The 12,970-nt window shown below is 66.3% G+C and carries 13 protein-coding genes; 9 read left to right on the top strand and 4 right to left on the bottom strand.

What is annotated here, in order from left to right:
- Positions 1 to 16 precede the first annotated feature (16 nt).
- Complete coding sequence (locus tag LK12_RS05580) at positions 17 to 1,378, bottom strand: lipopolysaccharide biosynthesis protein (RefSeq protein WP_039280604.1); 1,362 nt, start codon at positions 1,376 to 1,378, stop codon at positions 17 to 19.
- A gap of 155 nt (positions 1,379 to 1,533) precedes the next feature.
- On the opposite strand from LK12_RS05580, the gene LK12_RS05575 reads away from it, so the two are divergent.
- The 4 genes from LK12_RS05575 to LK12_RS05560 are packed head-to-tail and all read left to right on the top strand — an operon-like array spanning position 1,534 to position 4,983.
- On the top strand, positions 1,534 to 2,295 hold the full coding sequence (locus tag LK12_RS05575) for a phosphocholine cytidylyltransferase family protein (RefSeq protein WP_039280603.1): 762 nt from the start codon (positions 1,534 to 1,536) through the stop codon (positions 2,293 to 2,295).
- Between the two features lie 14 nt (positions 2,296 to 2,309).
- Entirely contained in the window at positions 2,310 to 3,533 is a 1,224-nt protein-coding gene (locus LK12_RS05570) for an MFS transporter (protein WP_039280601.1), read from the top strand.
- Positions 3,530 to 4,333, top strand: a complete 804-nt coding sequence (locus tag LK12_RS05565) for a TlpA disulfide reductase family protein (protein WP_052223203.1) — start codon at positions 3,530 to 3,532, stop codon at positions 4,331 to 4,333. Before LK12_RS05570 ends, LK12_RS05565 begins: the two co-directional genes overlap by 4 nt.
- Complete coding sequence (locus LK12_RS05560; protein WP_039280599.1) at positions 4,330 to 4,983, top strand: DsbA family protein; 654 nt, start codon at positions 4,330 to 4,332, stop codon at positions 4,981 to 4,983. The genes LK12_RS05565 and LK12_RS05560 overlap by 4 nt, the downstream gene beginning before the upstream one ends.
- A 65-nt stretch (positions 4,984 to 5,048) precedes the next feature.
- Here LK12_RS05560 and LK12_RS05555 read toward each other — a convergent pair whose 3' ends face one another.
- Positions 5,049 to 5,477 (bottom strand): HIT family protein, encoded by a 429-nt coding sequence (locus LK12_RS05555; RefSeq protein ID WP_039280597.1) that lies wholly within the window; start codon positions 5,475 to 5,477, stop codon positions 5,049 to 5,051.
- A gap of 15 nt (positions 5,478 to 5,492) precedes the next feature.
- Positions 5,493 to 6,629, bottom strand: coding sequence for a CDP-alcohol phosphatidyltransferase family protein (locus tag LK12_RS05550; RefSeq protein ID WP_039280595.1), 1,137 nt, complete (start codon positions 6,627 to 6,629; stop codon positions 5,493 to 5,495).
- 149 nt (positions 6,630 to 6,778) lie between these two features.
- On the opposite strand from LK12_RS05550, the gene LK12_RS05545 reads away from it, so the two are divergent.
- The 3 genes from LK12_RS05545 to LK12_RS05535 are packed head-to-tail and all read left to right on the top strand — an operon-like array spanning position 6,779 to position 9,601.
- Positions 6,779 to 7,828 (top strand): diacylglycerol kinase family protein, encoded by a 1,050-nt coding sequence (locus LK12_RS05545; RefSeq protein WP_039281495.1) that lies wholly within the window; start codon positions 6,779 to 6,781, stop codon positions 7,826 to 7,828.
- Between the two features lie 52 nt (positions 7,829 to 7,880).
- The gene (locus tag LK12_RS05540) at positions 7,881 to 8,801 is read left to right on the top strand and encodes a hypothetical protein (protein WP_039280593.1); all 921 of its coding nucleotides are present in this window, start codon (positions 7,881 to 7,883) and stop codon (positions 8,799 to 8,801) included.
- Complete coding sequence (locus tag LK12_RS05535) at positions 8,798 to 9,601, top strand: nucleotidyltransferase family protein (protein WP_052223202.1); 804 nt, start codon at positions 8,798 to 8,800, stop codon at positions 9,599 to 9,601. Before LK12_RS05540 ends, LK12_RS05535 begins: the two co-directional genes overlap by 4 nt.
- Here LK12_RS05535 and LK12_RS05530 read toward each other — a convergent pair.
- Positions 9,567 to 10,097, bottom strand: a complete 531-nt coding sequence (locus tag LK12_RS05530) for a DUF2141 domain-containing protein (protein WP_039280591.1) — start codon at positions 10,095 to 10,097, stop codon at positions 9,567 to 9,569. The genes LK12_RS05535 and LK12_RS05530 overlap by 35 nt on opposite strands.
- Positions 10,098 to 10,386: 289 nt before the next feature.
- Here LK12_RS05530 and rpe point away from each other — a divergent pair, with 289 nt between their 5' ends.
- On the top strand, positions 10,387 to 11,049 hold the full coding sequence (gene rpe, locus LK12_RS05525; protein WP_039280589.1) for a ribulose-phosphate 3-epimerase: 663 nt from the start codon (positions 10,387 to 10,389) through the stop codon (positions 11,047 to 11,049).
- Positions 11,050 to 11,175: 126 nt separating this feature from the next.
- The gene (locus LK12_RS05520) at positions 11,176 to 12,960 is read left to right on the top strand and encodes a heparinase II/III family protein (RefSeq protein ID WP_231568278.1); all 1,785 of its coding nucleotides are present in this window, start codon (positions 11,176 to 11,178) and stop codon (positions 12,958 to 12,960) included.
- The last annotated feature ends 10 nt before the right edge of the window (positions 12,961 to 12,970 follow it).

Genomic DNA, 12,970 nt, shown 5'->3' with positions numbered 1-12,970 from the left:
AGCATGATAGACGCCCTCAAGCCTCTGTCGAGCCGCCTTCCTCCTGTACCGGAACGATTTCCTCGCGCTTGATCTTCTGCAGCGTGCGCCAGGCCATCACGCCCATCGCCAGGTAGGAGACGAAGCCGGCCATCGCGACCGCCCAGGCCGCGCCGCTCGGGCCGATGGGAATGAACAGCACCAGCCCGATACCAAGCGCGGCAACCGCGATCAGCCTTGCCGTCAGCGACAGCCGCGCCCGGCCGGTCGAGTGCAGCACCGGCTCGAACGCGACACTGGCAAGATCGAAGCTGGCGGCAATGGCGAGCGGCACGAGGATGGCCGCGCCGCCTTCGAAGGCATCGCCGCCGATCAGGCCGAGAAGCTGCTTGCCGGCCACCAGCGCAATGCCCACCACGACGAGGCCGGCAAGCCCGGCGATCATGCTCGTCTGCAGCGCGAGCTTGCGGAACTCGGCCAGCTCGGACGTGACCCGCACGCGCGCCACTTCGGCATAGACCGAACGCGTCAGCAGCGTCGAAAGCTTGCTCAGCGACTGCGAGATCTGCGAAGCGAGCCGGTAGAGACCGGCGGCACGCGTGCCGACCCAGCCACCGACGACCAGCAGCGGCCCGTTCTTCATCGTCGCGTCGATCGTCGCCCCGGCATAGGTAACCAGGAAGAAGTGCGTGACGCCCGGGTTTTCCTTCAACGCGAGGCGCCACTTGCCGAGGTTGGCTAGGCGCACCGCCTGCGGACAGAGCCGCCGCGCCATGGCCCAGTAGAGAATGGCCTCGAGAATATCGATGGCGGCCCAGGCGAAGAGGAAACGCCCGACGCTCGGCCCGGTCATCCAGATCGTCAGCGCCGCAAGCAGCCGCCCGGTCGGCACCACGGCCTCGACATAGACCGCCATGTCGAAGCGGTGCAGCGCGCGCACGATCCCCGTCGGCGCCGAAACCAGCGCCCACAGCGACGCGCAGCAGAACCAGAAGGCCAGATCGATGTAGTTGGGGTTGAGATCGAGGATATGGGCAAAGCCGTAGATCACCACCCCGGCGAGTGCGCAGCCGAGCACGGCGCCTGCAGCATCGAGCATGCCGCACAGCATGCCGAGCCGGCCGAACTTGTCCCACTCCTCGGCATGGACGTGCTCGCTGCCGTAGCGCACGACGACACGCCAGGTCTGGAAGCCGGCCAGCGCGATCAGCGCCTGCGCCGTTCCGAAAATGAGCGAGAAGTGGCCGAAGTCCTTCAGGCCCAGGGTACGCGTGAGGATGGCAAGGTAAGCAAGGCCGCAGATGGCCCCGAATCCCTTGCCGCCGAGCAGCCAGGCAGTGTTTTGCAGTATCCGCCCAAGGGGAGAAACATTCTCTTGGCGGTCACGTTTGGCGGACATTGCGGTGCATTTGGACGAGGGGGCTTTCACTTGCAAGGTTTCACGCGCGCTCTTGCGCCCGGCCGCGGTGCAGGTTGCCCGACTTGGGCTTTCCCTTTCGCGCGGCAACCGCTAGAGGCCGCGGCTTCCCCCCAACCATATTGCGTCCGAAACCCATGATCGAACATGCCATCCTTCTCAGCGCCGGCCAGGGCTCGCGCCTGCTTCCGCTGACCGCCGAACGGCCCAAGTGCCTCATCGACTTCTCCGGCAAGTCGCTGATCGAATGGCAGGTCGAGATGCTGGCGCGCGGCGGCGTGAAGCGGATCGACGTCGTGACCGGCTTCATGACCGACATGCTCGAGGATCACCTCAACGCGATTTCCGATCCGCGCGTCGAGATCACCGTGCGCTTCAATCCGTTCTACAAGGTGGCCGACAATCTCGGCTCGTGCTGGATCGCCCGCGAGGCGATGCGCGGCGACTTCCTGATCCTCAACGGCGACACGCTGATCTCCGAGGAGATCGTGCGCAAGGTGCAGCAAGGCGGGCAGGACAAGGATGGCAATCCCTGGCCTATCACCGTCACCGTCGACGTGAAGGCCGAAGGCTACGACAGCGACGACATGAAAGTGGAACGCGAGGCGGACGGCCGCCTCGTCCATATCGGCAAGACGCTCACCGCCGAGCAGTCCAATTCCGAATCGATCGGCTTCCTCGCCTTCCGCGGCGAAGGCGCGGACCTGTTCCGCGAGACCGTGCGCCAGGCGATGCGCACCCCCGAGGGCGTGCAGCACTGGTACCTCAAGGTCATCGATTCGATCGCGCCCACCGGCAAGGTCGGTACGGTCTCGATCGAAGGCATGGACTGGGCCGAAGTCGACTTCCTCAACGACATCGAGATCGCGACGCAGCTCACCGACACCTGGGCCGCCTGACACCCGCCTCCATCATGCGTGCCGCCTGGATCGCCTTCGTCATCGGCTCGAGCTTTTTCCTGTTCGAGTTCGTCGCACGTATCGAACCGAGCCTGGACACGGCGACGATCGCCCACTTCTTCGGGCTGACCGATTCCGGCTTCGGCACGCTTTCCAGCCTGTTCTTCTGGATCTACGCGCCGATGCAGATCGTCGTCGGGCTGGTGCTGGACCGGCTGGGCGCGCGCACGTTCGTGATCGGCGGCAGCCTGTGCTGCGCGGCCGGAGTGCTGCTGTTCGCAGCGACCAACGTGGTCGGCATCGCCGCCGCCGGACGACTGCTGACCGGCTTCGGCGCCTCCTTCGCCTTCGTCTCCGCACTGTGGCTGGTGAACCACTGGTTCGCGCCCGAACGCTTCGCGCTGCTGTCCGGCGCGGTCAACGCGATGGGCATGGTCGGCGCGGCAATCGGCGCCGTGCTGCTTTCCGACTTCATCGAGACCGCAGGCTGGCGCCTCGTTTTCGCGGCGACGGGCCTGCTCGGGCTGGGCATCTTCGCCGCCGCCCTGCTGTTCCTGCGCGAACCGACATCGCCGGCAAGCGATGCCGAGACCGGAGCGGTCGAACACGTGCGGCAGAGCCTCGCCACGGTACTCGGCGATGGCCGGATCTGGGCGCTTTCGGTCGTCGGCATGCTCTTCTACATGCCGGTCAACGTCTATGCCGGGCTATGGGGCACCACCGAACTCGTACACGACCACCACCGCTCGCAGATCGCAGCGGAGACGATCGTTTCGATGGTGTTCTGGGGAATGGCGCTGGGCTCGATTGCCGGCGGCTGGATTTCCGACCTGCTCGGCCACCGCAAGTACCTCGTGCTAGGCGGCGCCGTGCTGACGGGTCTCGCCTATCTCGCAGTGCTCTACGTGCAGGTATCGGCCTTCACCGAGGGCGCGCTGCTGCTCGCGGCAGGCTTCTTCGGCGGCTTCCAGATGCTGACGTTCGCCATGGCCAAGGAAGGCCTGGCCAACGATGTGGTCGGTACTGCGGTGGCCTTCGTGAACATGATCGGCATTGCCGGCGCTCTCATCTTCCAGCCGCTGGTCGGCTATCTGGCCGATGCCGCGGGCGGCAACTTCGCGCTGGCGCTGGCGACGGTGCCCGCCTGCACCGGACTTGCCGCCCTGATCGTGCTTTTCGTGCCGGAGTACCGCCATCCGGACCATGTCTCGGACGGTAGCGAGGCCCCCGCGTCGTGAGCTCCATTCCCCTCGGCCCGCTGATGCTTGTAACCGAGCGACTCATCGCGCTCGTGCTGATCGGCGCGTTCCTGTTCCTTGGGGGCCGGATTGCGCAGCGCACGTCGACCCGTGCAGACACGGTCGCATGGCGCGCTGTCCTGATCGGACTGGTGACGGCGCGGGTGGGTTTCGTTCTCGCCAATCTTGACGCCTATCGCACCGAGCCCCTGTCGGCGATGGCCGTGTGGCAGGGCGGCTTTGCCCTCTGGCCCGGCGTGCTGGCCGCGCTCGTGACGATTTTCGTGATGTTGCGCCGGAGACGCTCGGCATTCTTGCTTGGCGGGGCGGCGCTGGGACTGGCGCTGGCAGCGAGCTTTCTCACCCCGATGACGCGCCCGGCCCCGCATCCCCTGCCGCCGGACCTCGTGCTTTCCACGCTGGACGGCGACACCGTGGCGCTGGACGACCTGCGTGGCCGCCCCTTCGTGCTGAATATCTGGGCGACCTGGTGCGGCCCCTGCCGCCGCGAAATGCCGATGGTGGTGGATGTCGCCCGCGACGCGACGATCCCGGTCTATCTCGCCAATGCGGGGGAAGACCTGCCGCGCATCCGCGAATACCTCGAAAACGAAGGGCTTTCCGGCAAGCGGGTACTCGTCGATCCGCAAGGGCAGGCGATCCCGGCGCTGGATACGAGAGCCTTGCCCACCACGCTGTTCATCGACGGTTCGGGCATGATCGTGTCCACCCACGTCGGAGAGATTTCGCGCGCAGAGCTGGCTGCGCAGATCAAGGCTCTGGAAAGGACCCTGCAATGATCCGCCCTCTGCTGCGCACGCTCACAGGCGCGGCCCTGATCGCTCTCGCCGGCCTGCCCCCGGTTGCCGCTTCCGCACAAGAGAAAGGCAACGCGGCCGATTCTGCCGAAGCCCGACAATTGCGCGAGCAGATCCGCACGGATGCGCTTGCGCCGGTCGCGGGCGCGCGCAACGGCGATGTCACGGTGGTGCTGTTCTCGGACTACCAGTGCCCCTACTGCCGCCGCTTCAACAGCACGCTCGACGCGCTGATCGCGGCCGATCCGAAAGTGCGCGTGGTCTATCGCGACTGGCCGATCCAGGGGCAGGCCTCGGTGCTCGCCGCGCGGGCCGCCATCGCCGCGCAGTACCAGAACCGGCATGGCGCCATGCATGTCGCGCTGATGAGCGGCCCGGTGCGGCTGGATGCGGCTTCGGTGAAGCTGGCCGCGCGCAACGCGAAGGTCGACTGGAACCGGCTGCAGGCGGACATGAAGACGCACAAGGCCGAGATCGATGCCCTGCTCGTGCGCAACTACCGCTTTGCCAAGATCATGGGGCTGGAAGGAACGCCCGGCATGCTGGTCGGCACCTATGTCGTTCCCGGCGCCGCCGACCTCAAGACCATGCAGCAGGCCGTGGCGCGGGCCCGCAAGGCCAACGAGGGCTAGAGCGAAATCTGAATGGAGAACCGCTCGTCCTTAGCCTTCCGGACTAAGCGCGATACACCCGCTGGCTAGGCGAAGTGGCCCTTCAGCCATGCGACGAGCGCGGCAAGGTCCTCGCCCTCCAGCGCGACGGCATGGCCGAGGTCGGGCACCTTGGGCCAGCCCACGTCCACGAATTCGCGGCCCTGCCACTCGCGCGCGCCCTCGTAGCGCGGGATCACATGGAAATGGACGTTGGGGTCCACCATCATCAGCATCAGGTAGTTGAGCTTGGCGTAGGACACCGCCTTGCCCAGCGCCGCCTCGATCGCGGTGGTCACCTGCTTGAGTTCGGTATGGGCTTCCTGCGGTAGATCGCCGAAGGCCGTGACGTCGGACTTCGCCGCCAGCACCAGCGATCCCAGCGTCGGCTGAGCAGGGCGGGCGAGGACGACCCAGTGTTCGAACTCGGCCACCAGCGTTGCCGGGTATCCGAATTTCTCCATGGTCACGTTCATCGGCGTCTCCTTTGCTCAGGCCTCGGACAGCCATGAGGTGATCGTACCGCCGCGAGCGCGCACGATCCATGCCTGCACCAGCCGCACGGCGTGGACGAGGCACGACACGACCGTCCACCAGGCAACCGCGATCAGCCCCAGATCGGGCCGCGCGAAGAGCATCGAGACGAACAGGATCACCATGTTCGGATTGCGCCGCGCGGTGATCAGGCGGAAATTGCTGTCGAACTTGCGCCACACGTGGATGTGCATCATCCCGTTCTGGCGCATGAACACGCCTTCGATCACGCGCTGGACAACATAGCCGCCCTGGATCGCGGCCTGCACCAGCCAGAAGGTCTCGCTGTCGTAGCCTAGCCCCCAATAGGCGAGGCCGGTCGCCCAGAACCACCACCAGAACGGCGGATGGACCAGATCCATGCCGTGGTCGAAGATGTTGCCCCAGTAGGACGAGGTGATCGTGCAGCGCGCGAGCTTGCCGTCCACGGTATCGAGCACCATGAACACCAGCCCGGACGCCATGCCCGCCCAGTAGTGGCCATAGGCGAAGAGGACCGTGGCAATCACGCAGAACACTGCGCCGACGGCGGTCACCATGTTGGGCGTGATGTGCCACTTCGCGCAGATCCGCGTCAGCACCAGCGCCCATTCGGGCCACAGGTACTTGGTGAGCAGGTCGGTCACGCCCTTGTAGGCGCCGAAATAGCTGGCCCGCTCGATCGCGCGCACCGATGCCGGCGTCAGCGTCATCAGGAACGGCGTCTCGCGTTTCCGGAGCTGCTTGTTCTCGATGGTCGGTCCGCCCTCGTAGGCGACGACCGTCAGCCCGGCCTCATCGGACAGCGGAGTGCCGGCGGCCATGGCCTCGGCGATTCGCGCGGTCTGTCCGGCATCGGCGGCATGGGCGAGCGCCGGAACGCCGCCCAGTGTCAGCACCATGCCCGGCTGGGTGACGATGTGGCGAAACCATGCCGGATCCCAGGCGTGGTCGGCATTGGAGAGGATTGCGGGAGCAGCCGGCACGGTATCCGCCGGGGTCAGCTTCGCTGCGCGCGCAACGCGGCTCACCCTTTCGCCCATGGTGAGGCCCCAGAGCTTTACCGAATTGGAGCCGATCGTGACGACGGCCAGGGCGGAGGGAGTGCTGTTCATGCGCGGCCCCGTAGTCGAGCCCGCTCGGACTGGCAATCTCAACCCGCCGCGCGTGGCAGCCATGCAACAAGCGCCACAGAACTGTAACTTTCATGTGTCACATGATGTTTCTTGGTGATTTTGCGATCGGGTGCCCCTACATAGCGCCCGTGCACGGATCCATTTACGAATTTGAAACCCTGCCGCTGTTCGGCAAGAGTACGCGGCCCGACTACACGGGTCCGATGCGTCGTGCCCATCGCGGACGCTCCGTTCCGCTCGTCGGCATTGTGCGCAATCCCCGCAGCCACCGCAACAAGGGCGTAGCTGCGGAAATGGAGGATTGCTCCAACATCCTCACCGAAACGCCGCGCACGCGCGAGGACCTGTTCCACACGCTGGCCGGCTTCGCCCGCCGCGGGATCGACTATCTGGTGGTCGATGGCGGCGACGGCACCGTTCGCGACGTGCTTTCATGCGGCGCGGAAATCTTCGGCGACGAGTGGCCCACCCTGATCGTGCTGCCGAAGGGCAAGACCAATGCCCTGACGGTTGACCTGGGCCTGCCCAATCACTGGTCACTGGCCGAAGCGCTCGCGGCCGCGCACGAAGGCTATACCGTGACGCGCCGCCCGCTGCGCATTACCTCGATGCAGGAACGCGGCGAAGGACGCTGCGTGCAGGGATTCATTCTCGGCACCGGGGTGTTTTCGATGGCCACCGAAGCCGGTCAGGAAGCCCACCGCCGGGGGGCCTTCAACAGCTTTGCCGTGGGCCTGACCATCCTGTGGAGCATCGTGCAGGCCCTGTTCGGGCGCGCGAACAATCCCTGGCGCAAGTGCACGCGCACGCGCATCGTCGACCGGCACACCGGCCGCGACTTGCCGCACCCGGGCCCCGGCCGTGCCGACGAACGCTACATGACCGTGGCCACGACCTTCGAGAAGTTTCCGCTCGGCGCACGCCCCTTCGGCCGCAATCCGGCACCGGGCCTGAAGCTGGCGGTGATCGACTGGCCGGTACGCTGGGTCATGGCGCTGCTGCCCGCAGTTCTGTTCGGTCTCTATGGCCGATTCCTGACCCGCAAGGGGGCCCAGCGCTTCCACGCCAACGAACTCGAACTCGATCTTGGCGGCCCGTTCATTCTCGACGGGGAAGCCTTTCCGGCTGGCCGCTACGTGCTCGACGAAGGCCCGCAACTGACTTTCGTCGTCCCCTGAGTTTTCACCGGCACCGCTTGATTTCCGGGCGCCCCTGCGGGAGCATTGCGGCATGAGCGAAGACCTCGACGTTACCGAAACGCTCGAGACGCGGGTAACGGCAGCGCTGAACCGCCCGGTCGAGCCCGAGGTGCGGGCCCTTGCCGAAATGCTTGCCCCCGTCGATGCTCTCGGCGTGCTTTTCTACGGATCGAACCTGCGCACCGGATCGCTCGAAGGCGTCCTCGATTTCTATGTCCTCACCAGCGGCCATCAGGAAGAGAAGATCTGGCCGCGAGTGAGCTATCACGAAGTGCCGCACAGCGGCAGCACCCTGCGCGCCAAGGTGGCGACGATGTCGCTCGAGACCTTCCGCGCCGCAGCGTCAGGCGAATTGCTCGACACGACCATCTGGGCCCGCTTCGTGCAGCCCAGCGCCCTTGCCTGGGAGCGCGATCCCCAGGCCGGCGCGGACATCGCCGAAGCCGTGGCCCGGGCGGCAGAAACGGCGGCGCGGCTGGCCGTGGCGCTCGGCCCCGACGCGGGAACCCCGGAAGATTACTGGCGCGCCTTGTTCCGTGCCACCTACGCGGCCGAATTTCGCGTCGAGAAGGCGGGGCGCGAGGATTCGATCCTGTCTACCAACCGCGAGCATTTCGACGGCCTCCTGCCGCTTGCCCTGATGTCGCAGGGGATCGGCTTCGGGCGCGGGGCAGGAAGTACCATCCGCCCGGAAATGCCAAAGCAGCAACGGAGCGCCCTGGCGGCCTGGTGGAAGCGGCGGCAACGTCTCGGCAAGCCTTACAACGTCCTGCGCCTGCTCAAGGCCTCCACGACGTTCGACGGGGCGGCCCGCTATGCCGCCTGGAAGATCGAGCGCCACACCGGCGTGCCGGTGGTGATCACCCCCTGGCGTGAGCGCCACCCGGTCCTCGCCGCGCCGGGCGTACTCTGGCAGGTCTGGCGCCGCCGCAAGGGAGGCCGTGCGGCGTGAAGCCGGCAGCCCTCGTCCTTGCAGGATCGCGGCCCGGCCCGCCCGATCCGGTCGCTGCCTCCGAAGGTGTCTGGCACAAGGCATTGGTCTCGATCGACGGGCGCACGATGCTGGCCCGGGTAGTTGCATCCTTGCGCGAGGCCGGAATCGAGCGGATCGCCGTCGTCGCCTCCGACCCGCAAGTGATGGACCACGCCAGGGATCTGGGCTGCGAAGTGCTGCTGGCGGCATCCGGCCCCAGCGCCAGCGTCGCCATCGGGCTGGAGAAGCTGGGCGCGCCGCTGCTGGTCACGACCAGCGATCACGCCCTGCTGCGCCCCGAATGGGTAACCGATTTCGTCAAGGACATGCCGGCGGGCACGGACGTCGCAATTCTACTGGCCAGGCGCGAGGCAATCGAGGCCGCGATGCCCGCCAGCAAGCGCACCTATCTGCGCTTCGCCGATGGCCAGTGGTCGGGCTGCAACCTCTTCCTGCTGGCGAGCGAAGCGGCCGGCAAGGCGATCGATACATGGAAGATGGTGGAAGCGGACCGCAAGCGCCCCTGGCGCATCGCGGCCCGGCTCGGGATCGGAATGCTGGCGAGCTATGCGCTCGGGAGGCTGACCCTGGCCGAAGCCATTGCCGGGCTTGGCCGCAGGATCGGCATCGACGCCAGCCTGGTCGCCGCGCGCGACGGCCTCGCGGCCGTCGACGTCGACAAGCCGGAAGACCTCGCCGACGCCCGCGCCATCATCGCGGCGCGGACTTCGGCGAAGGGTCCGGCTACATGTACTTCATCTCGATCCGGATCGACTTGACGCTCTTGCCTACCGGCACGCCGACCTTCGAATAGCTGGGCTTGCCGAGGTTGAAGATGTTGATCGACGGATTGTTCGACATCGCCCCGCCGTCGGACATGATGTCCGTATCGCCGTTCCCGTTGAGATCGTGGCGCACGGCCACGCCGTAAGTCCCCGGAGCGGGAACGGGAAGGCAGAAGGTCATCGTTCCGGCCTTGGCGGGAACTTCGATGCGCGAGAGCCACTTGCCCTTCTTGAGCCACTCGTCGGCCGTGGCGTGGTAGGTCTGAATGCGCAGGTTGCCCTTCGATGCCTTGACTCCGTCCACCGTCACCATCACCGCAGGCCCGGACCCCGCGGTGCATCGGCTCATGTCGTTGTGGATCTCGTTGCGGTACTGCGCCACCGCGGGAGAAGAGACGGCAAGGCCCATCGTGCCGGCGATAGCCAGCACGGCCACCACGGCCTTTTTCGTGCCTGCCGAATTCCTGGCAATGTAATTGGTCCTGGTCATCTATTATCCGTTGTTCCGTCGAATTCACCTGAAGGCGGCATGATCTCATGCTGCGCCCGTTTCCTTGCCTAGCGCAATGCCCTAACTGCCGTGAATGGCGACTGAATTTCCCGTTGCCCGGAGTGCACGTGCCAAGTCGCCGGTGTGCCCCGCGCCTACCGACACGGGAATTACCTGCCTCGACTTGCCTTTCTGACGATATCGCGTGTGGAAAACGGCCCGTCTCGCGCTTGTCTGCACAAGTGCCCGTGCCCTATTCTTTCGCGTTAAGGAGTTTCGTTTTCCAACCATGACTGCCCCCCTGATTTCGCCCTCGATCCTGTCTGCCGATTTTGCACGTCTCGGTGAAGAAGTACGCGCCGTCGACGAGGCCGGTGCCGACTGGATCCATGTCGACGTGATGGACGGCCACTTCGTGCCCAACATCACCATCGGCCCGGCCGTGGTGAAAGCGCTGCGCCCGCATTCGGCAAAGCCTTTCGACGTGCACCTGATGATCTCGCCGGTCGACATCTATCTCGAAGCCTTTGCCGAGGCCGGCGCGGACATCATCACTGTCCATCCCGAGGCCGGTCCGCACGTCCACCGCACGGTGCAGACGATCAAGAACCTGGGCAAGAAAGCCGGCATCTCCCTCAATCCGGCGACCCCGGCCAAGATGCTCGACTACCTGATCGACGAAATCGATCTGGTCCTGGTCATGAGCGTCAATCCGGGCTTCGGCGGACAGAGCTTCATTTCCAGCCAGTTGCGCAAGATCGAGGCGGTGCGGAAAATGATCGAGAAGTCCGGTCGCGACATACGGCTGGAAGTCGATGGCGGCGTCGATGCGAAGACGGCGCCTCTCTGCGTGTCGGCCGGCGCCGACGTCCTGGTCGCCGGATCGGCCACGTTCCGCGGCGGCCCCGGCAAATACGCGGAAAACATCAAGACGCTGAAAGGTTTGGGATAAGCTGTGAACGTCAAGACCCGCCAGCGGCCAAAGACACGGAACCCGGAGGACGCCCGGGCGATTCCCTTGTCGACGGCTGCCGAGGAGGGTGTGTTGACTGACAGTGCGAGCGAACCTGAAGCGGACATGGCATCGGCCACACTCGCTGCCGCCGCCGAGCCGGCCGACTTGCGTCCCGACCACATCGAAACCGGCCGCGAACTCGCGCTAACCGATTTTTCCCCGCCGTCCGTCGGCGTGGGCGAGCGGCTGATCCGCATGGCCTACCGCATGGGCATCCCCGGCTCCATGCTGAGTTCGCCGATGGGCAAGAAGACGCGGACACGCTTGCTGGCGACGGTCAGCAATACCGTGCCCGGCAATCGCGTGGCCGGGACAGCCATCCGCGCCGGACACTTCCTCATCCACGGCGCCAAGACCCCGGTCGCCCATGTCGACTATGCCGGGGCCGGGCGCGTCACCCCACCGCTGGAAAAGGTCGTCCACTCCTTCTCGTGGCTAACCGACCTCGAGGCCTGCGGGCCGCGCGAACAAGGCGCGCCGGTGGCCGAACGCATCCTTTCCTCCTGGCTGCAGGCCAATCCCAATGCACCGGCCAAGCCCGGAAAGGGCCCCGCCTGGAGCGTCGGCAACACCGGGATGCGGCTGATGAACTGGCTGGTTCACGCGCCGCTGATCCTCTCTGGCGACAAGGCATTCCGCTCGCGGGTGCTCATGCACATCGCCGAAACCGCACGCTGGCTAGACCGTCACGTCACGAGGGCGGATGACCGGTTGGCCGAAGTCGCCGGCTGGTGCGGGATCGTTGCCGCCGGCCTGCTCCTGCCCGACGGCCGTCCGCGCAGGCTCTACGGCGAGGCCGGCCTGATCAAGGCGCTGGGCGAACTGATGGGCGACGACGGCGGCGTACTTTCGCGCAGTCCGCTCGCCCAGATGGAAGCCATCGCGCTGCTCGTTCGGCTGCGCAACTGCTATCACGCCACCCGGCGCGATGCTCCCGAAGCCATGGAGCGCGTGGTGGAGATGCTGGTGCCGCCGCTGCTCACGCTGACGCACGGCGATGGATCGCTTGGATCCTGGCAAGGCGCCTGGGCCGTCGATGGCGAGGAAGTCGGCGCGCTCGTCAAGGCCAGTGGCGTGCGCACCCGACCGCTGCGCGACGTGCGGCAATGGGGCTACCAGCGCGTCGTCGCTACCAAGACGATTCTCCAGTTCGACACGTCGCCGCCACCGATGCCGCAACAGGCCCGCTACGGCTGCGCATCGACCCTCGCGTTCGAATTGTCGCATGCCGGCCAGCGGCTGATCGTAAATTGCGGCGGTGCAGCAAGCGGCGGCGGCCTCGTCCCTGTGCGGCTGGAACAGGGCCTGCGCGCCACGGCGGCGCACTCTTCGCTGACGCTCGACGATGCCAATTCCACCGCCATACTCATCAACGGCGCGATCGGGTCCGGCGTTACCGAAGTCGATGTCGATCGCAAGACGCTGCCGCAAGACAACGGCACCACCGCCACGCGTCTGGAAGCGAGTCACAACGGCTATGCGGGGCGCTACGGCCTCACCCACCAGCGCATTCTGATCCTGCGGGACGACGGGACGGAACTGCGCGGCGAAGACCTGCTCCTGCCTTCGGGTCGCAAGGGCAAGCGCGGGAAAGTGGGTTTCGCCATCCGCTTCCACCTGGGCCCCGATGTCGACGTGTCGCTGGCGCCCGACGGCCAGGGGGCGGGGCTCGCCCTGCCCGACGGCTCGTACTGGCAGTTCCGTAGCGGCGCCGGCACGGTGGAGCTCGAGGATTCGCTCTGGGTGGACGGCCAGGGCCGCCCTCAGGCGACGCAACAGCTGGTGATCCAGGGCCTCGTCTCGCGCGGGGGTGGAAACTTCGGCTGGCTGCTCAAGAAGATGAGCTGAAACCTTCCGG

It is taken from the genome of Novosphingobium malaysiense, from assembly GCF_000802225.1.
In the GTDB taxonomy this organism is placed as follows: domain Bacteria; phylum Pseudomonadota; class Alphaproteobacteria; order Sphingomonadales; family Sphingomonadaceae; genus Novosphingobium; species Novosphingobium malaysiense.
Note: the sequence above shows the minus strand (reverse complement) of the source record. Positions and strands in the feature narration are given on the sequence as shown.